This is a genomic window from Rhizobium sp. NPDC090279, assembly GCF_044769665.1.
Classification (GTDB): Bacteria; Pseudomonadota; Alphaproteobacteria; order Rhizobiales; family Rhizobiaceae; genus Rhizobium.
This window is the reverse complement of the sequence record NZ_JBIVYI010000004.1, coordinates 135941-161844: the sequence shown is the minus strand read 5'-3', so window position 1 is coordinate 161844 and position 25904 is coordinate 135941. Positions and strand designations below refer to the sequence as shown.

Here is a 25904-nt window from a genome sequence, read left to right as displayed (position 1 = left end):
CTTTTGGGCAGACCGCCACAAGGAGGCGCAAGGCAGCATGCATATCGTTGCATCAGTCGAGGAGCTGAAGGGGCTCTATGGGGATGCTGGCGAAGCGTCGATCACCAAGGTGACGAAGGTGTTGACGCCCCTCTATCGCCGGATGATCGAAGCTTCTCCGTTCATGGCGCTGGCGACGGTCGGGCCGGAAGGGCTGGATTGCTCACCGCGCGGTGACCTTGGCGGCGTCGTGCGCGTCGCGGATGAAAAGACGCTGCATCTGCCTGACTGGCGCGGCAATAATCGCATCGATTCTCTCGCCAATATCGTGCGCGATCCGCGTATAGCCTTGATGTTTCTGGTTCCGGGATCGAACACGACGATGCGGCTCAACGGTCAGGCTGTTGTCTGCATCGAGCCCGCCTTGCTGGACAGTTTCGAAATGGATGGCAAGCATCCGCGCTGCGTCGTCGTCATCACGATCGACGAGGTTTATTTCCAGTGCGCGCGAGCGGTGATGCGGGCCGAGCTTTGGAATGTGGAAAGGTTCGTCGATCCGGCAAGCCTGCCGTCGCCGGGCATGATGCTCAAGGCGGCGAAGGGCGATTTCAATCAGGAGGCCTATGATCGCGAGTGGCCGGCGCGGGCGGCCAAGACACTCTGGTAGGCAAGCCGCCGGCATGCCTGGGAAAGCAGCGCCGGCGGTTGGTTGGCTTTGCTTCTAATTCTTGTAGATGAGCCAACTTTTGGTGAAGTCCTTCTGCATGCTTTCCTGATAGATGTTGCTGCAGTTGCGGCCTGAATTCTTGGCGCAGTAAAGCGCGAGATCGGCCTTGTTATACAGTTCGCCTGAATCGGCGGCTTCCGAAGCCATGCAGATGCCGAGCGACAGGGTGATCGGACCGTAGTCGACCCTGGTGCGGGAATTCTTGAATGGCGTCATCTCCAGCGTGCGGCGGATTCGTTCGCACACCGTCGTGACCTCCTCGGCGCTGGTCGCTTCCACAATCAGGGCGAATTCCTCGCCGCCGATACGGGAGACGAAGACATCGCGGCGCACGTTGGCGCGGATGATGGAGGCGACGGTCGCAAGGATCTTGTCGCCGACCGGATGGCCGAAACTGTCGTTGATTCTCTTGAAATGATCGATATCGGCAAGCACGAGCGCCGTCGTCGGCCGGGTCAGCTGATTGTCGAAGATGGAGATCAGCCGGTCTTCGAAGGCGCGGCGGTTGGAAAGCCGGGTCAGGGCATCGGTGTTGGCGATGCGCTTGTATTCGTCCAGCTCCTTGCGGACCAATTCCATTTCCTGGCTGCGCTGCACGACATTCTCGACGGTCTTTTCACCATGAGCCATCGTATCGCCGGTTGCTGCGGCGAGCATATCGATGGCGCTGCGCAGCAGTTCGGCGCTGTTGTGGTTTCTGGAGTTTATGCTTTCGCATGTCTCGCCGAGCAGGCGATTGTAGCTTTGAAGCGTCGTCTGCTCCTGACGCAAGGCGCGCAGGACGGCGTCCAGTTCCGTGGTCAGGCGGGCGTGCGCGTCATCGAGGACACGGCCTGCGTGATGCGGAAAATACTTGGCTCCGATGTCATCCAGCTCCTCCTGGGTGGCACTCTTGCCGAGTGCCGCCAGGTCACGCGTGAGCGCGGGATTGGAGCCGATATAGGCCTCGTAGAAAAGCTCGTAATTGCGCGGAATAGGTGCGACCCCCATGGATCGCATGGCGTAGGTAATCTGCCCTGCCACGTCGGGATTTTGCGCCTTGGGCGCAATCGCCGTACTCATCGGTGAGCTCCGTAACATGTATTGGTTAAATCCCTTTTTTATCTATACAAAGATTCTTTGAGAAAAGATTAAGAGCACGATTATGAGAAATCCTCTGTCATTACATTTTTACTCGAAAGTAATTATAATTGAAGCATAGTTTTACAGAAGGGGCGCCGTTGGCACCCCTTTTTGATATGGCCGGTCGCGCGTGGCGATGCTTACCCTAGATTGAGTTCTTGGAAGAAGTCGTTGCCCTTGTCGTCGATGACGATGAAGGCGGGGAAATCTTCAACCTCGATCTTCCAGACGGCCTCCATGCCAAGTTCAGGGTATTCCAGCACCTCGACCTTCTTGATGCAATCCAGAGCAAGACGGGCTGCCGGCCCGCCGATCGAACCGAGATAGAAGCCGCCATATGTCTTGCAGGCTTCGCGCACGGCACGCGAACGGTTGCCCTTGGCAAGCATGACCATCGAGCCGCCGAACGACTGGAACTGGTCGACATAGCTGTCCATGCGGCCGGCGGTCGTCGGGCCGAAGGAGCCGGAGGCGTAGCCAGCGGGCGTCTTGGCCGGGCCGGCGTAGTAGACCGGATGGTTCTTCAGGTATTCCGGCATGCCTTCGCCCTTTTCGAGACGTTCGCGGATCTTGGCGTGCGCGAGATCGCGCGCGACGATGATCGTGCCGGTCAGCGACAGTCTGGTCTTGACCGGATGCGCGGACAGCTCGGCCAGGATGTCGGCCATCGGCCGGTTGAGGTCGATGCGAACCATGGATTCGGAGAGCTTGGCCTCGTCGATCTCGGGCATGTACTTGGACGGATCGGTCTCGAGCTGTTCGATGAAGATGCCGTCGCGGGTGATCTTGCCCTTGGCCTGACGGTCGGCGGAACAGGAAACACCGAGGCCGATCGGCAGCGAGGCGCCGTGGCGGGGCAGGCGGATGACGCGGACGTCATGGCAGAAATACTTGCCGCCGAACTGCGCGCCGACGCCGAGGCTCTGCGTCAGCTTGTGGATTTCCTTTTCCATTTCGATATCCCGGAAGGCATGGCCGCTTTCGGAGCCTTCCGTGGGAAGACAGTCGAGATACCGCGTCGAGGCGAGCTTGACCGTCTTCAGGGTCATCTCGGCCGAGGTGCCGCCGATGACGATCGCCAGATGATAGGGAGGACAGGCTGCCGTGCCGAGCGTCAGGATCTTCTCTTTCAGGAAGTCCAGCATACGGTCGTGCGTCAGCAGCGATGGCGTGCCCTGATAAAGGAAGGTCTTGTTGGCCGAGCCGCCGCCCTTGGCGACGAAGAGGAATTCGTAGGCGTCGGTGCCTTCCTCATAGATGTCGATCTGCGCTGGCAGATTGTTCTTGGTGTTCTTTTCCTCGAACATCCTGATCGGCGCGAGCTGCGAATAGCGCAGGTTCTTTTTCTCGTAGGCGTCGAGCACGCCCCTGGCCAAGGCGCCGCTGTCGCCGCCTTCGGTCCAGACGCGACGGCCTTTCTTGGCCATGATAATGGCGGTGCCGGTGTCCTGGCACATTGGAAGCACGCCGCCGGCGGCGATATTGGCATTCTTCAGCAGATCATAGGCGACGAAGCGGTCGTTATCGGTTGCCTCCGGGTCTTCGAGGATCGAGGCGAGCTGCTTCAGGTGGCCGGGGCGCAGCAGATGATTGATATCGGCAAAGGCTGTCTCGGCGAGCAGGCGGATGCCTTCCGGATCGACGGTCAGGATTTCCTGGTCCTTGAAGGTGTCGACGGAAACATAATCGCCGGAAATCTTGCGATAGGGGGTCGTGTCGTCGCCGAGGGGAAATAGATCGTCAGCCATGTGGGAAACCTTTCAAGCCGGATGGGCGGGGAAGATGTTTGGAAACGATCTAAATCCGGCTTGAGCCAAAAGCAATCGGGATAGGGTGCTTGCAGATTTCAAGAGGTCCGTTGTCAACGCCGCATAGACAGTCGGTGCTGAAAGTCACGGCTTCCAACAACAGTCCGGAAGGCACATATCTTTTGGAAAGGGCCGGACGAGGTCGTCTCGGCTGTTTTGGGATAGAGATTATGGATATCTCCCACAATCACCACCATCATATATCGCCGGTCGCCGTCGTTGCGGTTCTGGCCGCCGCCGGCCTGTTCGGTCTCGTGCATGGCGGCTACCTGAAAGGCGCCTTCCACAAGGAAATCCTGGCAAAGCTCGATCCTTCGACCATCCTGACGACCACCGACATGGTTCAGCAGGAAAGAAGGGCAATCATGCCCTCGAGCAACGCAGCAAGCCTTCACTGAAGGGCTGGAGCACTTCCGCTTTCTTCGGATCGCGAAAACGCTCCATCCTCTTGTTTTTACGCAATTCCGGACGGAAAACCGCTGCGCACTTTTCCTGGAATTGCTTCAGAGGCAGGCAGATCCGCGGTAGTCGGAAGTGCCTGCCCGGCCTTGAGGTCTTACTTCGGGCCGATCATCGTTTCCGGCCGGACGATGGCATCGTATTCTTCCGAAGTTACCAGCCCGCTCGCCAAAGCTTCTTCCTTCAGCGTCGTACCGTTCTTGTGGGCGGTCTTGGCGATCTTGGCGGCGTTGTCGTAGCCGATCTTCGGCGCCAACGCCGTGACCAGCATCAGCGAGCGTTCCAGACCGGCCTTGATGTTGTCTTCACGCGCCTCGATGCCGACGACGCAATTATCCGTGAAGGAGACGGCGGCATCGCCGAGCAGCTGCACCGACTGCAGGAAGTTGTAGGCCATCATCGGATTGTAGACGTTGAGCTCGAAATGACCCTGGCTGCCGGCAAAGGTGAGGGCCGCATTGTTGCCGAAGATGTGAATGCAGACCTGCGTCAGCGCTTCGCACTGCGTCGGGTTGACCTTGCCGGGCATGATCGACGAGCCGGGCTCGTTTTCCGGCAGCGACAGCTCGCCGAGACCGGAGCGCGGGCCGGAGCCGAGCAGGCGGATGTCGTTGGCGATCTTGAAGAGGGCCGCCGCTGCGGCGTTGATGGCGCCATGGCTGAAGACCATGGAATCATGCGCCGCCAGCGCCTCGAACTTGTTCGGCGCGGTGACGAAGGGCAGGCCGGTGATCTCAGTGATCTCTTGGGCAACCGTCTCGGCAAAGCCGATCGGCGCGTTAAGGCCGGTTCCGACCGCCGTGCCGCCCTGGGCGAGTTCGCAAAGGCCTGGCAAGGTCAGTTCGATGCGCTTGATCGAGGAGGCGACTTGCGCGGCATAGCCGGAAAATTCCTGGCCGAGCGTCAGCGGCGTGGCGTCCTGCGTATGGGTGCGGCCGATCTTGATGATATGGGCGAAGTCGGCGACCTTCTTTTCCAGGGCCGCGTGCAAATGCCGCAGGGCCGGCAGCAGATGATGGACGATCTGCTCGGCGCAGGCGATGTGCATGGCCGTGGGATAGGTGTCGTTCGACGATTGGCTCATGTTGACGTGGTCGTTCGGATGCACCGGCTTCTTCGAGCCCATGATACCGCCGAGCATTTCAATCGCCCGGTTGGAGATCACCTCATTGGCGTTCATGTTCGACTGGGTGCCCGAACCGGTCTGCCAGACGACAAGCGGAAAGTGATCGTTGAGCTTGCCGTCGATGACTTCCTGCGCCGCAGCGATGATCGCCTTGCCAAGTGCCGGATCGAGCTGCCCGAGCTCCATATTGGCGCGGGCGGCCGCCTGTTTGACGATGCCGAGGGCGCGGACGACCGATAGCGGCTGCTTTTCCCAGCCGATCTTGAAATTGCCGAGCGAGCGTTGCGCCTGTGCGCCCCAATAGCGGTCGCTGGCGACTTCGATCGGACCAAAGGTATCGGTTTCGGTGCGGGTGGACGTCATGTTCCTGATCCTGCTTTTTACGAAAATAGATAGCAGCCATATAGGCCTGAACGGCGCCCATGAAAACATCTAAGCGCCATTTGATGACTATGAAAATCATGTTTTCGACCGCGTGCTGCGTGCTCTTTTTAACACGCCCCGTATATATTAATGGGTCCGCATTTTCGGGCGCTTAAAAAGCCCAGGAAATTTCAATAAAAGATTAACCAATAATTTCATAATTCGGTGTGGACTAAGCGCGGAAGACGCCGCTGCTTCGTAACATGAAGTTGAGGCATTGAACGAAAGGCGGGGTCTCGCCGTTTTCACTATATCAGGTGTACGATGTCGAAGGCATCGCGGCCGAGTTGAAAACTGCACCGCCGGGCTCGAAGTTATCGCACGATACAGGGACTGATTAGAGAATGAAACTTGCCATCAAAGCCACAGCATCCGTCCTGGCTCTTTCCTGTTGCCTTTCCTCGATCGGCGCGACCTCTGCCAGCGCCATGACCCTCATGGATTTCATCCGCGGTGGTCAGGGGCGTCAGCAGAGCACGCAGGTATCAGCTCCGGTTCCCGTCAATCCGGCGCAAACGCTGAATTCCGATCAGCCTCCACGGGCCAAGCAGTCGCTGCCGACCGTCGATGCGCCAAAATACTATACCTACAAGACCGACCAGATGCGCCTCGTGTCAACCGCGCATTTTGCCGATCCGGTGGTGACCGGCGCCGTTGCCGATGCTTCCCCGACACCGGTCGCGGTCGATACCGAAATTTCGCAGCGTCGCTATCTGGCGGATGCGCGCGTCATGGCGACCAATGATATCGCCAAGGCGATCGAGGCCTATTATGCCGATCAGACGAAGCCGCTTCTCTGGGTCGCCGATCATGCCGTCAGCGACAAGGCGAAGGCTGCAATGGGCATTCTCGCCGATGCCGGCTCCGTTGGTCTCGATCCCGCCGATTACGCGGTGACGCTGCCCAGCGCCGATGCTGCAAACGCCGACCCGGTGATGCGCGACCGCGCGCTCATGCAGTTCGAGCTTGCGCTATCGAGCAAGGTATTGATGTTCGTTCAGGATACGGTTCGCGGCCGTCTCGACCCGAACAAGATCTCCGGCTATCACGACTTCAAGCGCAAGGACGTCAATCTGGCGGCCATGCTCGATGTCTTGCGCGCCAGCCCCGATGTCAGTGCCTATCTCAACAGCCGCAACCCGTCCAATCCCCAATTCATGGAGCTGAAGGCGGAACTCGCGAAATTGCGTGCGGAATCCGGATCGGACGCCAGCCACATCTCCATTTCCCTGGCAGGCACATTGAAGCCGGGCAGCAGCTCGCCGGAAATGGCCAATATCGTCAAGGCGATCCAGCACCGCGGATCTGATGCTCTGAAGGCGGCCCATGCCGATCTTTTCGACGCGTATCTGGGCACGCCCGACTATACGCCCGAGCTGGTGTCGCTGGTCGAGGACTTCCAGAGGGAGAAGGGACTGACGGCTGACGGCGTCATCGGTCCGTCCTCCGTTCGCGCCATGGTCGGCGAGAACAACGATGTGAAGATCCAGAAGCTGGTCATCGCCATGGAGCAGCTGCGCTGGCTGCCGGACGAACTCGGACCGCGCTACGTCCTCATCAACCAGCCGGCGTTCATGGTCTATTACTACAATAACAACCAGGAACAGCTGTCGATGCGCGTCGTCGTCGGCAGCAAGCAGCATCAGACCTTCTTCTTCGAAAACCAGGTGCAGACCGTCGAGTTCAACCCGTTCTGGGGCGTTCCGCAGTCGATCATCATCAACGAGATGCTGCCGAAGCTGCGCGCCGATCCGAACTATCTCGACCGCATGGGCTACCAGGTCGAAGTCGGCGGTCGCGCGGTCGCTTCGTCCAGCGTCGACTGGTACGGCTCGACGAAGAGCATCTCCGTTCGTCAGCCGCCGAGCAGCGACAATGCACTCGGCGAACTGAAGATCCTCTTCCCGAACTCGCATGCGATCTACATGCACGACACGCCGCAGAAGAGCTTCTTCAAGAAGGATATGCGCGCGCTTAGCCACGGCTGCGTCCGCCTTGCCGATCCGCGCGCGATGGCTGCCGCCGTGCTGAACACCACCGTCGACGACGTCGCCAAGCAGATCGCAACCGGCCAGAACAAGGGCGTTTCCGTGCCGCAGAAGTTCCCGATCTATATCGCCTACTTCACCGCATGGCCGAACAAGGACGGCGTCATCCAGTATTTCAACGACGTCTACGATCGCGATGCCGCCACGCAGAAGGCGCTCGATGCAACCTCGAAGGCGCGCACGGCTCAAATCTGAGTTCGGTTTAGCGGAAAACAGAAAAGGGCGGCCGATGGGCCGCCCTTTGCATTGAGAGAGATCTCTCAGGCCGCGAGCAGCCCCTCGACCAGTTCCGGCGTCAATTCGTCGTAGTGATAGATGATGCGGTTGGGGCCGAGCGTTTCGACGCCGACGTCCGAATAGCCGAAGGGGACTGCGATGGAGGGGACGCCGGCGTTGCGGGCGACGAGGATGTCGTTGATGCTGTCGCCGATCATGATCGTGCGGGCGATATCGCCGCCAGCGCGTTCGACGGTGCCGATCAGGTGCTCGGCATTCGGCTTGCGCACGGTGAAGGTGTCACCGCCGGTAATCGCCTCGAAATAATGGGTCAGCTCCAGCCGCTCGAGCAGCGTGCGCGCCAGCGATTCCATCTTGTTGGTGCAGACCGCCAGCTTGTAGCCCTGGCTCTTCAGTATGGTGAGCGCGGCAACCAGTCCCGGATAGGGCTGCGTGGCGCCGGGCATCGCCTCGGAATAATGGGTTATGAAGCGCTGCAGCAAGGCCGGCAATTCTTCGGCCGTCAGCGTATAGCCATGCAGCTTGCAGGCCCGTTCGATCATGACTTGCGCGCCGCTGCCGACGAGATGCGTCACGTCGTCATAGCTGACCGGCGGAAGCTTGAGCGCGGCAATCGTATAATTCAGGCTGACGATGAGGTCCGCATGCGTGTCGAGCAGCGTGCCATCAAGATCGAATACGACAAGGGGAGATTTCAAGAGGAATCGGCCTTTGCATGGAAAAGAGTGCGTCTTTCGGAGTTAAAAGATCGCGCGGGCAATTGCAACCGAACCACCCTGGAAGCCTTGGCCGAAGGGGGCGGGGATTTCTATATCATGCCGTTATTTTGGCTTTCGTTTGACCGGAGAGCCGTGTAAACAGCAGACCAACGTAACAATGGGAGCAGGTGGCGCATGGACGCCCGCCAGATGAAAATCGAGGCTGCGAGAGCTGCGCTCGCTTATGTCGAGAGCGGCATGCGGCTCGGGATCGGCACGGGCAGCACGGCGGAAGAGTTCGTTCGGCTACTTGCCGAAAAGGTCTCGGCGGGTCTTTCGATCCAGGGTGTTCCCACCTCCGAAAGAACGGCCAAGCTGTGCAATGAGCTCGGCGTGCCGCTGAAGTCGCTCGACGAGCTTCCGGAACTCGATCTAACCATCGATGGCGCCGACGAACTGGACGGCGCGTTGACCTTGATCAAGGGCGGCGGCGGCGCGTTGCTGCGCGAGAAGATCGTTGCAGCCTCGTCCGCCCGCATGATCGTCATCGCGGATCAAAGCAAGATCGTCGAGACCCTCGGAGCCTTTCCGCTGCCTATCGAGGTCAACCTATTCGGCCTTACTTCTACCCGTATCCACATCGAGAAGGCGGCTTCGCGCCTTGGTCTTTCGGGTGCGCTCAACCTGCGCCGCTCCGGTGATGACGCCTTTGTCACCGATGGGGGGCATTTCATTCTTGATGCATCTTTCGGCCGCATTCCTGATGCAGAGGCGCTGTCGAGTGAGCTCAATTCGATTCCCGGCGTTGTCGAACACGGGCTCTTTATCCATATGGCGACATTAGCGATCATTGCCGGCCCTGCCGGTGCGCGCACGTTGCAGGCGAACAATACATAGGAGCACTCATCTCATGATCAAATTTGCGGGTCTTGGCCGTCTTGCCGCTGCAACCATCCTTCTTTCCGGCATTGCCTTCGGTTCCGTCAGCGCTCAGGAAGTCTCCGAGGATCAGATCAAGGCTGCGCGCGCCGCGATCAACGCCCTCGGCATTACCAACCAGTTCGACAATATCCTGCCGAACCTCGCCGAGCAGCTGAAGAGCACGATGATCCAGGCCAACCCGAATTTCGGCGATGCGATCAACTCGACCGTCGATGCGACCGCCCTGGCGCTGGCGCCGCGCCGCGCCGATCTCGAGCGCGAAGCCGCCATCACCTATGCGAAGGCCTTCTCGGCCGACGAACTCAAGGCGATCGCCGATTTCTACAATTCGGCCGCCGGCAAGAAGCTGTTAAAGGATGGCCCGCTCGCCACCCGCGAACTTTACAAGGCTGCCGACATCTGGAGCCAGGGCATTTCGCGCGATCTCGCAAACCAGAGCAACGATGCTCTGCAGAAGGTCGTCAAGCAGCCGGTCGCTGCGCCGGACGCCGGTGCCGCCGCTCAGACCGCGCCGAAGCAGTAAGCGACGGGTCTTCGCCGCGCTTGTTCCAAGAGCGAAGTTTCGTCTTTCGGTGCGAGCGGCAGACGGTTGTAAATTCGAAGCCCGGATCGATTCCGGGCTTTTCTTTTTAGGTCTCGGCTCCCTATATGAGTGCCGACCCCCAATGGCGCTTCGCGCGCATCTTCATGTCTACAGGAGCGATCCATGTCTTCGTTTGATTTCGACCTTTTCGTGATTGGCGGCGGCTCCGGCGGTGTGCGCAGTGCGCGCGTGGCCGCATCGCTCGGCAAGAAGGTCGGCATCGCCGAAGAATATCGCTATGGCGGCACCTGCGTCATTCGCGGCTGCGTGCCGAAGAAGCTGTTCGTCTATGCCTCGCAATACAGCGAGCATTTCGAGGATGCCGCCGGGTTCGGCTGGACGGTCGGCGAGAGCAGCTTCGACTGGAAGAAGCTGATCGCGGCGAAGGACAAGGAAATCGCCCGTCTGGAAGGCCTTTACCGCAAGGGGCTCGACAACGCCAAGGCTGACATATTCGACACGCGGGCGGAGCTGGTCGATGCCCACACGGTCAAGCTGTTGAAGACCGGCCAGACGGTGACCGCTGAGACCATTGTTATCGCGACCGGCGGCAGGCCGAACCTGCATACGGCGCTGCCGGGACATGAGCTTTGCATCTCCTCGAACGAAGCCTTTCATCTGGCGGAATTGCCGAAGTCGATCCTGATCGCTGGCGGCGGCTATATCGCCGTCGAGTTCGCCAATATCTTCCATGGGCTCGGCGTCGAGACGACGCTGATCTACCGCGGCGCCGAGATCCTGTCGCGCTTCGACCAAGACCTGCGCAAGGGCTTGCACGAGGCGATGGAGGAGAAGGGTATTCGGGTCCTTTGCCACGACATCATCCAAAGCGTGGAGAAGGCCGAAGATGGCCTCCATGTCCGAACGAAAAACGACAAGGCGCTGACGGTCGATACCGTCATGCTGGCGCTGGGCCGGACGCCGAATACCGAAAATCTCGGGCTGGAAGCGGCCGGCGTCGCGATCAACGAGCAGGGCGCCGTCATCGTCGATGAATATTCGCGCACCTCGGCGCCGAATATCTATGCGCTTGGCGATGTCACCGATCGGGTACAGCTGACGCCCGTGGCGATCCACGAGGCCACGTGCTTCATCGAGACTGTCTACAAGAACAATCCGACACGGCCGGATCACGAGCTGATCCCGACGGCTGTCTTCTCCCAGCCCGAGATCGGCACGGTCGGCCTGACCGAGGAAGAGGCAGCGAAGCGCTATCCGGAACTCGAAGTCTATCGCGCCCAGTTCCGGCCGATGAAGGCGACGCTTTCGGGTCGCAGCGAAAAGATGATCATGAAGCTGATCGTCAATGCCGCCGACCGCAAGGTGATCGGTGCACATATTCTCGGGCACGACGCCGGCGAGATGGCGCAGCTGCTCGGCATCCCCATCAAGGCGGGCTGCACGAAGGACGATTTCGATCGCACCATGGCCGTCCATCCGACAGCGTCAGAAGAATTGGTGACGATGTATTCGCCGAGCTACCGAATCCGCAATGGCGAGCGCGTGTAACACGTCGCTTTGGTGCAGTTATCGCTTACGCCATAAAAGATCAGCACAGTAGTTCGCCTGCCTTTGCAAGCGGGCGGCAAAGGTTTATAAGCGCGCGTTATTTACGACGACGGGACGCCCGGCAACGATCGGGCGCACAAGCAGGTGAGTGAGATGGCACAGAATTGGACACCCAGCAGTTGGCGGCAGAAACCGATCCAGCAGGTGCCGGATTTTCCGGACAAGGCAGCGCTTGCAGACACGGAGGCACAGCTCGCAAGCTATCCGCCGCTGGTTTTTGCCGGTGAAGCCCGCCGTCTGAAGGCCCATCTTGCCAATGTTGCCGAAGGCAACGGTTTCCTGCTGCAGGGCGGCGATTGCGCCGAGAGCTTCGCCGAGCACGGCGCGGACAACATCCGCGACTTCTTCCGTGCATTCCTGCAGATGGCCGTCGTGCTGACGTTTGGTGCGCAGCTGCCGGTCGTCAAGGTCGGTCGTATCGCCGGCCAGTTCGCCAAGCCGCGGTCTTCGAACACCGAAACGCAGAATGGCGTCTCGCTGCCGAGCTATCGCGGCGACATCATCAACGGCATCGACTTCAACGAAGAGTCGCGCATCCCCAATCCGGAACGTCAGATGATGGCTTATCGCCAGTCTGCCGCGACGCTCAATCTGCTGCGCGCCTTTGCCATGGGTGGCTATGCCAACCTCGAAAACGTGCAGAAGTGGATGCTCGGCTTCGTCAAGGACAGCCCGCAGGGCGAGCGCTACCGCAAGCTTGCCGATCGTATCGGCGAGACCATGGATTTCATGCGCGCGATCGGCATTACCGCCGAGACCAACCCGAACCTGCGTGAGACGGATTTCTTCACCAGCCACGAAGCGCTGCTGCTCGGCTATGAAGAAGCCTTCACCCGTGTCGACTCCACGACCGGCGACTGGTACGCGACTTCGGGTCACATGCTCTGGATCGGCGACCGCACGCGCCAGGCCGATCACGCCCATGTGGAGTATTTCCGCGGCATCAAGAACCCGATCGGGCTGAAGTGCGGTCCTTCGCTGCAGGCGGACGATCTCATCAACCTGATCGATATTCTCAATCCGGAGAATGAAGCCGGTCGTTTGACGCTGATCTGCCGTTTCGGCCACGACAAGGTTGCCGACAACCTGCCGCGTCTCATCCGCGCGGTCGAGAAGGAAGGTCGCAAGGTCGTCTGGTCCTGCGATCCGATGCACGGCAACACGATCACGCTCAACAACTACAAGACGCGTCCGTTCGAGCGCATCCTGTCGGAAGTCGAAAGCTTCTTCCAGATCCATCGCGCCGAGGGCACGCATCCGGGCGGCATCCACATCGAAATGACCGGCAAGGACGTGACCGAATGCACGGGCGGTGCCCGCGCCGTCGGCGCCGAAGACCTGCAGGATCGCTACCACACCCATTGCGACCCGCGCCTCAACGCCGACCAGGCACTTGAGCTCGCCTTCCTGCTCGCCGAGCGCATGAAGGGCGGCCGCGACGAGAAGCGTCTGCGCGCGCACGGCTGAATCAAGCCAGATCTGTGATTTATGGAACGGGCCGGCGAAAAGCCGGCCCGTTTGCCTTTGTGCGTGACGGATCAATCTTGCTGAAAGGCGCTTCATTTCTTTGAGATTGACCCGGATGCCGTTCTCGGGAAAGTTGCCTTGAAAAAGGGGAGCGAACATGAGCGACGAGCATACCGGAGCCTGCCTCTGCGGCAGCGTACGTTTCAGGACACGCGGCAAGCTGCGCGAGGTTGTTGCCTGCCATTGTTCGCAGTGCCGCAAACAGACCGGGCTCTACTACGCCGCCACCAACGTCCCGATCGACAACCTGGTCATCGAGGGAGAGGAGGCGATCACCTGGTATCGCGCCAGCACCTTTGCCCGCCGTGGCTTCTGCAAGACCTGCGGCTCGGCGCTGTTTTGGGCTGCTGATGGTGTCGATGAAATCTCGATCATGGCCGGTGTTTTCGATCAGCCGAGCGGCCTTGAGATCGCCTACCATATCTATTGTGCAGACAAGGGCGACTACTATGAGATCAGCGATGGACTGCCGCAGTATCGGCAGGGGCGACCCGGATTGTTGACGGCGGGGCCTTCGGAATAGCGATTGGCCAAGGGGCGGGGTGGCTTTGCGTTGCTAACCGCGCGATCGATTACTTCCGCACGATCGCCTCAATCGCTGATGCTATAATTTGCGGTACGAATGTCAGCATCGCTATCAGAGACCATTTCCACATGGCCTTGTAGTATTCCTGCCCGGCCATATCCGGCGCGGCCAGTAATTCGCTTCTGAAGCGGAAGCAAAACACCAGAGCGGCAATGGACAGCACCACGAACAGCGCCAGCGATATGAAGGCGGCTTTTCGGCCCAGCGCGGAAAGGCAAGCGATGACGACGACGGTCAGCACGCAGGCGAGAGCCGCACTGGTCGCGAGGGCGGACTCGGCCCATTGCGAGTGAACGAGTTCCGTGCCGCGAAATATCCCCTGCCATGCCGCAACCCAGCTCAGAGCCGTAGGTGTGAACCGAATTAGCGTGGCGAAGATCTTCATTGCGGTGTTTCGATCCACGCGGGCGCGAAGAACGCGCCAACCACGATCTTGTTGCGATCCAGGATTTCATATCTTGCATTTTCGAGCGTCGGATTCTTCGGCATCGCGACCGTAAAGCTGATCTCGTTCTCTTCCGGATTGGCGACTTTCCAGCTCATGTCCTTGGAGGAGGAGGCGGAGTGCAGATAGGCCGCGGCCGGGCTTTCGCTTTCCAGCCTTATCGTCAGATCGAGCGGATTGCCATCGGTCCGGCCTTCGATGCGCGAAACCATGTAAACGATATTCTGCCGATAAGTTTCGGTCCCCTCGATATGTGTCGATGTCTTGCCCTCGACCTTCAGCATCGTATCGTGGGATTTCTCGCGATCGGAAGGGGTGAAAATCTTGAAGATCGTATCGATATATTCGGGTAGTTTTTCGAGAATTTTGTCGCCGATGGTGGTTGGCACCGGCTGGCAGCCTTGGCTGTCCTGCTTTTGCATTTGCTCGCTGTCTGCAGCGTGACCGAGATATGGATCAACCAGCATTTCCGACAGCGGTCCATATTCGAGGCAGGAATGGGCATTGATGGTCTGTCGCGTCACGAAGGTTCTCGAGGACGGCAGCGCTTGACCCGGAAGAACGTAGCTTTTGGGTCCCGGAATTTTCCAGTCTATCCAGAGATCCTTGTCGCCGTTGTTTTTCACGCAGCTTTCATAAACCTCGACATTGGCATCGTGATAGACGCGACTGGAGGTTTCAAACGCGATGCCATTGAGTTGGTGCGACTTTATCATCTTGCTCGGGCAGTCGTCCGCCAGAGCGCCGTATGCGGGAGCAACCAGGACGATCGCAATCGAAATCGCCCAACGGGAAGCAATGCGAAAATTCCTGCGGCAACCTTGCATAAGCGGCCTCGCTCGGTAATCGCGTTCGGGGGTCGGCTCTCCGAAGATAAGGAGAGATTTCACATGCTGTATTGCTGATCGAAATTTAATACTTGCGATGTGCTGCCATCTGACTTGGCTAGCATATTATATTTACGATCGCGCTGGAAGCTTTAGTTATTGGGCACTTCTCTGGCACCCTCGATATTTTTTCTGAGCGCGATAAATTCTTGTCGCAATGTCGCAAGCTCCGTCAGCACCTGCATGTCGATCTTCTGGTGCAGCGACAGGACTTCCAGTTCGGACTTGAGGTTGACTTCATAGTCCTTGGCCGCCTCGAAGCGGTCCCGTTCGGCTTGGCGGTTCTGCGACATCATGATGATCGGCGCCTGAATGGCGGCGAGCATGGAGAGGACAAGGTTCAGGAAGATGAAGGGGTAGGGGTCGAAGGCGCCTGTGGCGAGAACGATGGTGTTGATGATGCACCAGAAGACCAGGAACAGCAGGAAAGCGATGATGAAGGACCATGAGCCGCCGACGCGGGCAATGCCGTCCGCCAGGCGCTGCCCGGTGGACGATTCTGCCGAGATGGCGGCGTTGATGTCGGTGGATATGACTTTCCGCTCATGCGCCTTTTTAAGAACGCGCTTTTCTATATCGCCGAGTTCATCGGCCGTCTTGTCAAAATGCAGATGAACGAAGTTGGGAAGATTATGCATGGGAGCTCCGGGGGTCGTGGTGGCATTGAATGCAACTATTCGACCAACGGGTAAAAATGCAACGAGCGAAGAGTTTTAAACTCGATCATGCATGGAGCTGCCGCGTGTGCTGCTTGCAGTGGTCCTCCCTTCTCCAGCGCATGTGATTGTTGAAAAATTGCCGCGCTATCCCGCTATTGCGACAACTCTAACTGTTCTCCTGGCCGACCAGCTCTGCATGCGACGGGAAGAAACGCTCCAGCCCGTACTGACGCCCGAACATCATGTCGAACTGCAGATAGCGATAGTCGCGGATGATCGGATCGATGTCCTGTTCCTTGCGCGCCCAATCCGGAAAAGCCTGATTGTCGCGGGTCGCAAGCTGATAGCGGTCAATGATGTTGTATTTCTTCTGCACGCGGCCGAGGAAGGCCGTGTAAAATGGATGTTCGTAGCCGGCGGTTTTCAGCAGATGATACGGCAGCTGCGACGGGCTGATGGTGCCGATGTCCTTGCGAACGCCCTTCTTGCTTGACCAGACGACGAGCGGCGTTTCGTGCTCCCGCTTCATGACGTCGAGGGGCGCTTTTCGAGCCGCCACTTGCTGCGGCATGTAACCGGTGTTCGGATAGACATTGCCAAGCGGCGGCAGATGATCGCCCCAGAGGACGATGATGGTTTCGCGGTCACGTTTTTCGGCCCAGTCCATCAGCATCTTCAGGCTGTCATCGGCTTCGCACACGCCCTGCGCGTAGGTGGCGAGCGCGGCGCGGTCGTCATCGTTCAGATTGCCCGCGATATCGACGGTATTCTCAGCATAGCGGTTGGCTTCGTAGGGGCCATGTCCCTGGAGGGTGACTGCGAAGAAGAAGAACGGTCGCTCGGCGGCATCTCCTTCGCGCATGATCTCCCTCATGAGGGAGTCGTCGGCCGCGAACATGCCGCGCTTGTCCATCGCCGGCAGGGTTTCCTGGGTGTGGAATTCCTCGAAACCGAAGGCGCGGTAGACCTCGTTGCGGTTCCAGAACCAGCCGCTGAAGGGATGAAGGGCGCGGGCCATATAGCCTTCGCCGCGAAAGAACGTCGCAAGCGACGGCATCGGGCGGCGCACATATTGCTGATAGGGAATGCTGCCATAGGGCAGGAAGGCATTGGAAAAGCCGGTCAGCGCTTCGAATTCGACATTGGCGGTCATGCCGCCGAACTCGGGCGAGAAGACATTTCCCGATTGCCTGGCACGGATCGTCGGCATCGGATCGGGCGTGAAGGCGACGTTGGCAAGCCGCGTCGGGTCCCAGAGGGATTCGCTCATCAGCATGATGACGTCGGGCTTTTGACGCGGACCGGAGAGATAGCCGTAATTTCTGGCGGGCATGGCATCGATCGCATCCGGTCCGTATCCGGCCGGAGACTTGACGTCGGCCATGGGTAGGTTGAGTGCAAAGGCGACCACGAAGCCGTTATGGCTATAGTTTTCGTTCTGATCCCAGACGATCGGAATGATGCCCAGCTTTTCGCGAAGGAAGGAATATTGTGTCGGGTCCATCTGCGAGGCGAAAAGCGCCGCCAGCGGCAGGCAGACCGAAAGCCGGCCGAGGCGTTCCTTCCGCGAGAGCACGACGGCATGGCTCCGGATATAGCGCCAGAGCAGGATCGCGGCGGCGAGGCCAGCGATGATGCCGATCGCGAGCGCCACGGCCGTCCAGGGGCGATCGCGCACCATGACCGGCATCAATTCCATGATCTGCCGCGCAAACAGGAAATCCGAGGGATAGAGCGGATCGGAGAGATAGTTCTGCTTCTGGCTTGAGATGAAGGCCGGAACGAGCAGCAGCGGTGCGACGATCAAAGCGGATAAATGCGCGCGGCCAATCAGAGCGTCCAGCGTCAGCATGGCCAGCATGACGATGCCGATGGTTGCAAAGCCGGGACGGGACGTCGAGAAGAGATAGGACCAAGCCGGGCCGAATTCGCCGCGCGCAACCCATTCGACGGCAACAACGATCAATAAGGAGAAGAACAAGGTCAGCAGAAGGCTCAGCAGCAGACGCAGGCTCGCGGACTTCTGTCTTGCTGCGCCGATCTTCTGGAAAAGGGCAAGTCTGCCCGCCAAGGCGGACTCGATGACCAATGCGACCAATGATGTCTCCAAATGCTATAAAATAGTCATATAAGTGTCACGCTTCTGTCATGAACGACATATGAACCGCAAGCCAAGCTTGGTATTTTTCCGGGCAAAAATACCGCCTATACGCGTGGCGCGATCTTTGATGCGTATTGGGGGAAGGAAGGCGGTTGCGGAAGAAAGATGCCATCGCTAAATGTATGGCATGACAGAGCAAAGCCAGATTACCCACACTATCCGCATCGCCGTCGCGCAGCTCAACCCGACGGTGGGCGACGTCTCCGGCAATCTTGCCAAGGCGCGTGAGGCGCGCGCCGAAGCGGCGCGCGAAGGTGCGCAGCTCCTGATGCTGACGGAATTGTTCATTTCCGGCTATCCGCCGGAAGATCTGGTGCTGAAACCGGCCTTCATTCGCGCCTGCTGGAAGGCGGTGGAGAGCCTCGCTGCCGATACCGCCGACGGCGGCCCCGGCGTCGTCGTCGGTTTTCCGCGGCAGGATGATACCGGCCGTTATAATTCGGTCGCTGTGCTGGACGGCGGCAAGGTCATCTTCATCAGAGACAAGGTCGACTTGCCGAACTACGGCGAGTTCGACGAGAAGCGGGTTTTCGATGAGGGGACGATCGCCGGCCCTGTCAATTTTCGAGGCGTCCGCATCGGCATACCGATCTGCGAGGAGATCTGGAACGATCTCGGCATCTGCGAGACGCTGGCGGAAAGTGGCGCGGAAATCCTGCTCGTTCCAAATGGCTCGCCTTACTACCGCGGCAAGGTCGATGTCCGCCACCAGGTCGCGTTGCGGCAGGTGATTGAATCGGGCCTGCCGCTCATCTTCGCCGCTCAGGTCGGCGGCCAGGACGAGCTGGTTTTCGACGGCGCGAGCTTCGGCTTCAATGCCGACAAGACGCTGGCCTTCCAGATGAGTCAGTTCGAAACTGCCTTGGCGGTCAGCACCTGGAAGAAGAACGGCGACGGCTGGCACTGCGCCGAAGGCCCTATGGCCCATATTCCGGAGGGCGAGGAGGCGGATTATCGCGCCTGCCTGCTGGGCTTCCGCGACTATGTCAACAAGAACGGCTTCAAGTCCGTGGTGCTCGGCCTGTCCGGCGGCATCGACTCGGCGATCTGTGCTGCGATCGCCGTCGATGCGCTCGGCGAGGAGCGGGTGCGCACCGTGATGCTGCCCTATCGCTATACGTCCCAGGATTCGCTGAAGGATGCGGCCGATTGCGCCAAGGCGCTCGGCTGCCGCTACGATATCGTGCCTATCGAGGACCCCGTCACCGGCTTCACTTCAGCCTTGTCCGACCTGTTCGAAGGCACGGAAACCGGCATCACCGAGGAAAACCTGCAGAGCCGCGCCCGCGGCACCATCCTGATGGCGATCTCCAACAAGTTCGGCTCGATGGTGGTAACCACAGGCAACAAGTCGGAAATGTCCGTCGGATACGCCACGCTCTATGGTGACATGAACGGCGGCTTCAACCCGATCAAGGATCTCTACAAGATGCAGGTCTATGCGCTGTCGCGGTGGCGCAACCTGCATGTGCCGCCGGGTGCGCTCGGCCCTTCGGGCGAGGTGATCCCCCACAACATCATCGACAAGGCACCTTCCGCGGAGCTGCGACCGAACCAGACGGACCAGGACTCGCTTCCGCCCTATCCGGCGCTCGACGACATCCTCGAATGCCTGGTGGAAAAGGAAATGTCGGTCGAGGAGATCGTGGCCCGCGGCCATGATGTCGCGACTGTGCATCGTATAGAACATCTGCTCTATCTTGCGGAATACAAGCGTCGCCAATCGGCGCCGGGCGTGAAGATCACCAAGAAGAATTTCGGTCGCGACCGTCGCTATCCGATCACCAACCGGTTCCGCGATCGCTGATCGCGGCATCCTTCGGCAAGGGAGAGGAAGAATGCGGAGCTCGGTCGAGATCTATAATATTCGCACGGGCGCAAACCGGGTTGTCTGGCAAACGGACGAACTCGTGGAGGCGCCGAACTATTCGCCTGACGGGCGCTATCTGCTGCTGAACGGCGACGGGCTGCTCTACCGGCTGCCGCTCGACGGCAACGGTGGGATCATTCAGGTCGATACCAGCTTTGCGACGCGGTGCAACAACGATCACGGAATTTCGCCGGACGGATCGCTGATTGCGATTTCCGACAAGACGCAGCACGACAAATCCTGCATCTATGTTCTTCCGGCCGAAGGCGGCACGCCGCGGCAGGTCACGACCAATCTGCCGTCCTACTGGCACGGCTGGTCGCCGGACGGGCAGCGCTTCTCCTATTGCGGTATCCGCGACAACGTCTTCGATATCTATACGATCTCGATCGATGGCGGCGAGGAAACGCGGCTGACGCATGGCGAAGGCCGCAATGACGGGCCGGATTTCTCAGCCGACGGGCAATGGATCTATTTCAACTCGAGCCGCACCGGGCTGATGCAGATCTGGCGCATCCATCCTGACGGCACCGGCCTGCAGCAATTGACCGACGACAATTACGGCAACTGGTTTGCCCATCCGTCGCCAAAGAACGACAAGGTCGTTTTGATCTCCTACGATCCAGATGTCTTCGATCATCCGCGTGATCTCAACGTCCAGATGCGGCTGATGGATATGGATGGCGGCAACCTCACGACGCTGTTCGAGCTCTTCGGCGGCCAGGGGTCGATCAACGTGCCGAACTGGTCGCCGGATGGTGATGCGTTCGCCTATGTCCGTTATGAGCCGGCGTGAGCACTGGACAGATCGCAACCGGCGCTATAGATCTGGATGCGTTCTCAGGGCGCATCCGATCCGCGGGAAGGGCTAGGCCCACCTGAAACATAGAATATGAGACTGCCACACCTCTTTTCAGTCTGTGGGCGCGGATACCGGACGTAAATGGAAGGAGGTCTATCGTGACCACGCGCTCTTTGGCTGTTGACGCCACACTCGATTCCCTGAAAAAGCAGGCCAAGTCTTTCCTCAAGGCCGTTCAAGCCGGCGATGCTTCGGCACAAAGCCGTGTCGCTCCGTATTTCTCCGATCTGGCTGGCGTCGGGCTCCAAGACATACAACTTGTTCTTGCCCGTGAATTCGGCTTCTCCAGCTGGACGAAGCTCAAGGCACATCTGGAAAGCGGCGATCGCAAGCATATCCCGCGGGATCAGCTCGCCAACCGTTTCCTGTCGCTGGCGACGGTTTCTTATTTCGGCAGTATTGCCGCCGATCCCGAGCGGTTCGATGAGGCGCTGCAGCTGCTCGAAGACAATCCGGATATTGCCGGAGAGAGCATCCACGTCGCCGCCGTGCTTGGAGATGCCGATGGCATAGGTCGGTGGCTGGATCGCCAGCCGCAGCTGCTCGATCGCAAGGGTGGCCCCTACGATTGGTCTCCGCTAATGTATGCCGCCTATGCCCGCCTGCCGGGCCGATCCAGCCTGTCGGCCGCGCGCGAGCTTCTCAGGCGCGGAGCCGACGTCAACGCCTTCTTCCTCGATGGTGGCCAGTATCGCTTTACCGCTTTGACCGGCGTCTTCGGAGAGGGCGAGGCGGGAAAGCTCCGCCAGCCCCAGCATCCGGATTGTGAGGTATTCGCGCGGCTGCTGCTGAATGCCGGCGCGGAGGTCAATGACAGCCAGGCACTCTACAACCGCATGTTCGAACCTGATGATACATGCCTGAAATTGCTGATCGAATATGGCTTGTCCGCTGGGGAGAAGAACAATTGGCTCGTGCGCGAGGACGGCAAGTTTGTTGAGAACTCGCAGACCGTCTTCGACTATCAACTGGCCTGGGCGCTGGAGCACCGTATGAGTGAGCGCGTCCGCCTGCTGGTGGAAAACGGTGCCGACGTCAACAAGACGGTCAATGGCAGGACGCCCTATGAATGGGCCCGGCTGGGTAATGACAATGACCTAGTGTTATATCTTGTTCAGAAAGGAGCAGTGGCCGTTCGCCTGAAGCCGGAGGATCGAGTATATATCCAGCTCACAACTGGCGACGTATCTGAAGATCAAGTGATATCAGTCGAACACATAAAACTACTTGCGAACGACCTTGATATTCCAAAGGCGATGCGACGGACCCATCCGGCCATGCTTCACGACGCGGCCGGTGCTAATGCTCTTGGGCGTGTCCGCCGAATGCTGAGCGTCGGTCTCGACGTCAATGCTGTGACCAGCCGCACCCCGCTGCATGAGGCGGCGCTTCACGGTCATATCGAGATGGCGAGGCTGCTGATCGAGCACGGGGCCGATACGACCATTCGCGACCCGCATTTTCACGCACCGGCAATCGGTTGGGCCGAATATAACGGCAAACAGGAAATGGTCGATTTCCTCAAGGCCTATCCGCTGGATATCTTTGCCGCCGCTGCCTTCGGTCAAGTGGAACAATTGGCTGATCTCCTCGACAGCCACCCAACGCAGCTCAATATTCGTTTCGGCGACTTTCGCCCGCACGGACAGCCCAGCTCCGATCGCGATTGGATGACGCCGCTCGGCTTCGCCATTGTCAATCGGCGGATCGAGGCGGTGCGCTTCCTGCTGGAGCATGGTGCGGATCGCTCGGTGAGAGATGCAGCCGGAAGATCGTATCGCGATCTCGCGCAGGAAGCGGGTGAAGAGGCCATCCTCTCGCTGCTGCGCCAGTCGGCAACGGCCTGAAAACAACAGATGGGGCGGTCAGGCGGACGTCGGGAACGTCTGGCCGCCCTATTGCGTCGGCTGCGGACCGGTCTCTTTCGGATGCTTGAGGTCGATGCTGCCTTGGTCGGTCGCGAGGAATTGCGGCCCGACCTGGCGCACCTTATGGGCCGAGGGATCGTAAGGACGATCTGGCGGAAACTGCGGGGGCTGGGCTTGCGTCACCTTTGGCGTTGCTGCCGGCGCAGCCTGCCTTTGTTGCAGGCTGGAATCCTTCTGAAGCCTCGGCGTTTCGATGACGGTAATGGAGCTTTCCGGCTGAGCCAGAGATTGCTCCTGCGGCGCATAGGCATCCAGCTTCGTGCGGGTGTCGATCACGACATCCGGTGTTGCCGAAGCCGGCAGGCTGCAGCCGTTGCGCTGCATGGTATCCAGCAGTTGCCTGCGCTGCATCGAAACGGCATCGACGCGACCGACACTTTGTTCGCGTTGATCCATCAACAGGGAAAGATCGTGCCGCATCTGATCGATCGATTGCCGCATGTCGTCACAGACGCCCTGATTATCCTGCCCGAAGATCACCATGCTGCTGTCTTCGACGCAGCCCTGGTTGCGCAGATCGCTCATCGTCCGGCGGATCATCAGGTTCTGCTGCACGATGGCGCGTGAGAGCTGGCGCGTTTCCTCGCTGGCGCCGATCACTTCGTTGATATCAACGTAGCGGCCGCGCAGCTCGTCGCATAGGTCTGTCTGTGCCAGGGCCGGTGTGGCTGTCAGCAGAGACAGCAAGGCAATGGAAGCGTGTTTGGTGCCGCGGTTCACGGTTCTGCTCTCGAAAGCGGTTCGATCTAGCTGAAGCCTATACCGTCTGGCTTAACAACGTATCCATCAAAATGCATGGATTTCGAGAGGATTTTTACGAAATTGAGGCTCGCAGCCGCCAGACGACGGCTGCGAGGCAGAGGATTAAGCGATTTCCGACGCCTCGACGACGGCAAGAGCCGCCATGTTGACCACGCCGCGGGAGGTGACCGAAGGCGAGAGAATGTGGGCCGGAAGCGCCGTGCCGAGCAGGATCGGGCCGACATGCAGGCTGTCGGTCATCGTCTTGACCACGCCGAGCGTGATGTTGGCGGCGTCGAGGTTCGGGAAGACGAGCAGATTCGCTTCACCTGATAGCGTACTATCCGGCATGACGTGCCGCCGCAGGCTTTCGGAGATGGCGCTGTCGCCGTGCATTTCGCCATCGACTTCCAGTTCCGGTGCTGCCTTGCGGACGAGAGCCAGCGCGTCGCGCATCTTCGTGGCGCTTTCCGACTCCCGTGAGCCGAAGTTGGAATGCGAGACGAGGGCGGCACGCGGCTCGATGCCGAAGCGCTTGATTTCCTCGGCAGCCAGCCAGGTCGATTCCGCGACTTCCTCGGCGGTCGGATTAAACGTCACGTAGGTATCGGCGTAGAAGGTCGCGCCACGCTGCGAGATGAGCAGGCTCAGTGCCGAGAAATCACGAACGTCGGGCCGCTTGCCGATGATCTGGCGAACGATACGCAAATGGCGCTCGTAACGTCCTTCCAAACCGCAGATGAGTGCATCGGCTTCGCCGCGTTTCAGAGCCAGCGCGCCGATGACGGTCGTGTTGGTACGGACGATCGTGCGGGCAGCCTCCGGGATGACGCCGGCGCGGCCGACGAGCGAGAAATAGAGCTCGACATATTCGCGGAAGCGCGGATCGTCTTCCGGATTGATGACGGCGAAATCGGTATGCGGGCGGATCTTCAGGCCGTAGCGCTTCAGGCGCGTCTCGATGACGGAGGGGCGGCCGATCAGGATCGGGACGGCGGTGCCTTCCTCAAGGAGGACCTGGGCGGCGCGCAGCACGCGCTCATCTTCGCCTTCGGAGAAGACGACACGCTTGCGTTCCGCGATCTTTGCGGCTGCAAAGATCGGCTTCATGATGAAGCCGGAGCGGAAGACGAAGCGGTTGAGCTCGTCCATGTAGCCGTCGAAATCCTTGATCGGACGCAGCGCCACGCCGCTGTCGGCGGCAGCCTTCGCCACGGCCGGCGCAATCCGCAGGATGAGGCGCGGATCGAACGGCGAAGGGATCAGGTAGTTCGGCCCGAAGATGGGCGTTTCGCCCGAATAGGCGCGGGCGGCGACATCGGAAGGCTCTTCGCGGGCGAGCGAGGCGATGGCGCGCACGGCTGCCATCTTCATCTCTTCATTGATCGTCTTTGCGCCGCAATCGAGCGCGCCGCGGAAGATATAGGGGAAGCAGAGGACGTTGTTCACCTGGTTCGGGAAATCCGAGCGGCCGGTGCAGATCATCGCGTCAGGGCGCGCGGCGCGGGCGAGATCCGGCATGATTTCCGGCGTCGGATTGGCAAGCGCCATGATCAGCGGCTTTTCCGCCATCTGCTCGAGAAGTTCGGGCTTCAGCACGCCGGCGGCAGAGAGGCCGAGGAAGACATCCGCGCCCGGAATGGATTCGGCCAGCACACGCTTGTCGCTGTCCTGGGCGTAGACGGACTTCCATTCGTCCATCAGGACGTTGCGGTCCTTGTAGACCAGGCCTTCGATGTCGTGGACCCAGATGTTTTCGCGCCTGGCGCCGAGCGTGACGAGCAGGTTGAGGCAGGCAAGCGCTGCCGCGCCGGCGCCGGAAGCGACGATCTTGACGGCTTCGATCTTCTTGCCGGCCAGTTCCAGGCCGTTGAGGATGGCTGCTGCAACGATGATGGCGGTGCCGTGCTGGTCGTCGTGGAAAACAGGGATTTCCATCTGCTCGCGCAGGCGGCGTTCGACGTCGAAGCATTCCGGCGCCTTGATGTCTTCGAGATTGATGCCGCCGAAGGTCGGCTCGAGCGCAGAAATCGTATTGACCATCTCATCGACGGTGGGTGCCGCGATTTCGATGTCGAAAACGTCGATGCCGGCAAATTTCTTGAAGAGAACGGCCTTGCCTTCCATGACCGGCTTGGAGGCGAGCGGGCCGATATTGCCGAGGCCGAGTACGGCGGAACCGTTGGAAATCACCGCAACGAGATTGGCGCGGGACGTGTAGTCGGCAGCCATCTCAGGATTGTCGCGGATGGCGATGCAAGGAGCCGCGACGCCGGGGGAATAAGCGAGCGCCAGATCGCGCTGGTTGCCTAGGGGTTTTGTCGCCTGAATTTCCAGCTTGCCGGGGCGGGGGTAGCGATGGAAATAAAGCGCCTGTTCGTCGAGATCTCCGCTCGCCATGTTCTTGGCTGCCTTCGAAGTGTCGTTCGTATCCAACTCGCGTCTCCATTCCTGCCTGCGCTTTGAGTCTTCTGCATACATCAATCGCTTCACGTTCACAGTATGCAATTGACGTCG

The 25904-nt window shown here is 59.6% G+C and carries 21 protein-coding genes; 11 read left to right on the top strand and 10 right to left on the bottom strand.

Annotated features, from left to right (window positions below):
- The first annotated feature begins 37 nt into the window (after positions 1-37).
- Positions 38-646, top strand: coding sequence for a pyridoxamine 5'-phosphate oxidase family protein (locus ACIQWP_RS11445; protein WP_402786554.1), 609 nt, complete (start codon positions 38-40; stop codon positions 644-646).
- A 54-nt stretch (positions 647-700) separates the two neighbouring features.
- Here ACIQWP_RS11445 and ACIQWP_RS11440 read toward each other — a convergent pair whose 3' ends face one another.
- Together ACIQWP_RS11440 and ACIQWP_RS11435 are read right to left on the bottom strand one after the other, a co-directional pair.
- Entirely contained in the window at positions 701-1768 is a 1068-nt protein-coding gene (locus ACIQWP_RS11440; protein WP_402786551.1) for a GGDEF domain-containing protein, read from the bottom strand.
- Between the two features lie 200 nt (positions 1769-1968).
- Positions 1969-3576 (bottom strand): fumarate hydratase, encoded by a 1608-nt coding sequence (locus tag ACIQWP_RS11435; protein ID WP_402786548.1) that lies wholly within the window; start codon positions 3574-3576, stop codon positions 1969-1971.
- Positions 3577-3806: 230 nt separating this feature from the next.
- Here ACIQWP_RS11435 and ACIQWP_RS11430 point away from each other — a divergent pair, with 230 nt between their 5' ends.
- Positions 3807-4034 (top strand): hypothetical protein, encoded by a 228-nt coding sequence (locus tag ACIQWP_RS11430; RefSeq protein ID WP_402786545.1) that lies wholly within the window; start codon positions 3807-3809, stop codon positions 4032-4034.
- A 158-nt stretch (positions 4035-4192) separates the two neighbouring features.
- Here the strand turns inward: ACIQWP_RS11430 and fumC are convergent, their stop codons facing one another.
- Positions 4193-5584 (bottom strand): class II fumarate hydratase, encoded by a 1392-nt coding sequence (fumC, locus tag ACIQWP_RS11425; protein WP_402786542.1) that lies wholly within the window; start codon positions 5582-5584, stop codon positions 4193-4195.
- Between the two features lie 404 nt (positions 5585-5988).
- On the opposite strand from fumC, the gene ACIQWP_RS11420 reads away from it, so the two are divergent.
- Positions 5989-7887, top strand: coding sequence for a murein L,D-transpeptidase (locus tag ACIQWP_RS11420; protein WP_402786539.1), 1899 nt, complete (start codon positions 5989-5991; stop codon positions 7885-7887).
- Between the two features lie 65 nt (positions 7888-7952).
- Here the strand turns inward: ACIQWP_RS11420 and ACIQWP_RS11415 are convergent, their stop codons facing one another.
- Positions 7953-8627, bottom strand: coding sequence for an HAD family hydrolase (locus tag ACIQWP_RS11415; RefSeq protein ID WP_402786536.1), 675 nt, complete (start codon positions 8625-8627; stop codon positions 7953-7955).
- Between the two features lie 195 nt (positions 8628-8822).
- Between ACIQWP_RS11415 and rpiA the strand changes: the two genes are divergently transcribed.
- The 5 genes from rpiA to ACIQWP_RS11390 all read left to right on the top strand — a co-directional run bounded on the left by rpiA (position 8823) and on the right by ACIQWP_RS11390 (position 13771).
- Positions 8823-9524: a ribose-5-phosphate isomerase RpiA gene (rpiA, locus tag ACIQWP_RS11410; protein WP_402786533.1), complete on the top strand. Its 702-nt coding sequence runs from the start codon at positions 8823-8825 to the stop codon at positions 9522-9524.
- 13 nt (positions 9525-9537) lie between these two features.
- Positions 9538-10092, top strand: coding sequence for a DUF2059 domain-containing protein (locus ACIQWP_RS11405; RefSeq protein ID WP_402786530.1), 555 nt, complete (start codon positions 9538-9540; stop codon positions 10090-10092).
- A gap of 183 nt (positions 10093-10275) precedes the next feature.
- A complete protein-coding gene (gor, locus tag ACIQWP_RS11400; protein ID WP_402786527.1) occupies positions 10276-11661 on the top strand; it encodes a glutathione-disulfide reductase in 1386 nt (461 codons plus the stop codon).
- Between the two features lie 153 nt (positions 11662-11814).
- Positions 11815-13188 carry a class II 3-deoxy-7-phosphoheptulonate synthase gene (locus ACIQWP_RS11395; protein WP_402786524.1) on the top strand — a complete coding sequence of 458 codons (1374 nt, stop codon included), beginning with the start codon at positions 11815-11817 and terminating at the stop codon, positions 13186-13188.
- Positions 13189-13345: 157 nt separating this feature from the next.
- Positions 13346-13771 carry a GFA family protein gene (locus tag ACIQWP_RS11390; RefSeq protein ID WP_402786521.1) on the top strand — a complete coding sequence of 142 codons (426 nt, stop codon included), beginning with the start codon at positions 13346-13348 and terminating at the stop codon, positions 13769-13771.
- Positions 13772-13820: 49 nt separating this feature from the next.
- Here ACIQWP_RS11390 and ACIQWP_RS11385 read toward each other — a convergent pair whose 3' ends face one another.
- The 4 genes from ACIQWP_RS11385 to ACIQWP_RS11370 all read right to left on the bottom strand — a co-directional run bounded on the left by ACIQWP_RS11385 (position 13821) and on the right by ACIQWP_RS11370 (position 17923).
- A complete protein-coding gene (locus ACIQWP_RS11385) occupies positions 13821-14219 on the bottom strand; it encodes a hypothetical protein (RefSeq protein WP_402786518.1) in 399 nt (132 codons plus the stop codon).
- Positions 14216-14995, bottom strand: a complete 780-nt coding sequence (locus tag ACIQWP_RS11380) for a hypothetical protein (RefSeq protein ID WP_402786515.1) — start codon at positions 14993-14995, stop codon at positions 14216-14218. Before ACIQWP_RS11380 ends, ACIQWP_RS11385 begins: the two co-directional genes overlap by 4 nt.
- A gap of 263 nt (positions 14996-15258) precedes the next feature.
- Complete coding sequence (locus ACIQWP_RS11375; RefSeq protein WP_402786512.1) at positions 15259-15804, bottom strand: DUF1003 domain-containing protein; 546 nt, start codon at positions 15802-15804, stop codon at positions 15259-15261.
- A 187-nt stretch (positions 15805-15991) separates the two neighbouring features.
- Positions 15992-17923: an LTA synthase family protein gene (locus tag ACIQWP_RS11370; RefSeq protein WP_402786509.1), complete on the bottom strand. Its 1932-nt coding sequence runs from the start codon at positions 17921-17923 to the stop codon at positions 15992-15994.
- Between the two features lie 190 nt (positions 17924-18113).
- Between ACIQWP_RS11370 and ACIQWP_RS11365 the strand changes: the two genes are divergently transcribed.
- From ACIQWP_RS11365 to ACIQWP_RS11355, 3 genes are all read left to right on the top strand, one after another.
- Positions 18114-19793, top strand: coding sequence for an NAD+ synthase (locus tag ACIQWP_RS11365; RefSeq protein WP_402786506.1), 1680 nt, complete (start codon positions 18114-18116; stop codon positions 19791-19793).
- A gap of 31 nt (positions 19794-19824) precedes the next feature.
- A complete protein-coding gene (locus tag ACIQWP_RS11360; RefSeq protein ID WP_402786503.1) occupies positions 19825-20652 on the top strand; it encodes a hypothetical protein in 828 nt (275 codons plus the stop codon).
- A 164-nt stretch (positions 20653-20816) separates the two neighbouring features.
- Positions 20817-22565 carry an ankyrin repeat domain-containing protein gene (locus ACIQWP_RS11355; protein WP_402786500.1) on the top strand — a complete coding sequence of 583 codons (1749 nt, stop codon included), beginning with the start codon at positions 20817-20819 and terminating at the stop codon, positions 22563-22565.
- Between the two features lie 48 nt (positions 22566-22613).
- Here the strand turns inward: ACIQWP_RS11355 and ACIQWP_RS11350 are convergent, their stop codons facing one another.
- On the bottom strand, positions 22614-23366 hold the full coding sequence (locus tag ACIQWP_RS11350; protein ID WP_402786497.1) for a hypothetical protein: 753 nt from the start codon (positions 23364-23366) through the stop codon (positions 22614-22616).
- 144 nt (positions 23367-23510) lie between these two features.
- The gene (locus ACIQWP_RS11345) at positions 23511-25787 is read right to left on the bottom strand and encodes an NADP-dependent malic enzyme (RefSeq protein WP_402787571.1); all 2277 of its coding nucleotides are present in this window, start codon (positions 25785-25787) and stop codon (positions 23511-23513) included.
- Between the last annotated feature and the right edge of the window lie 117 nt (positions 25788-25904).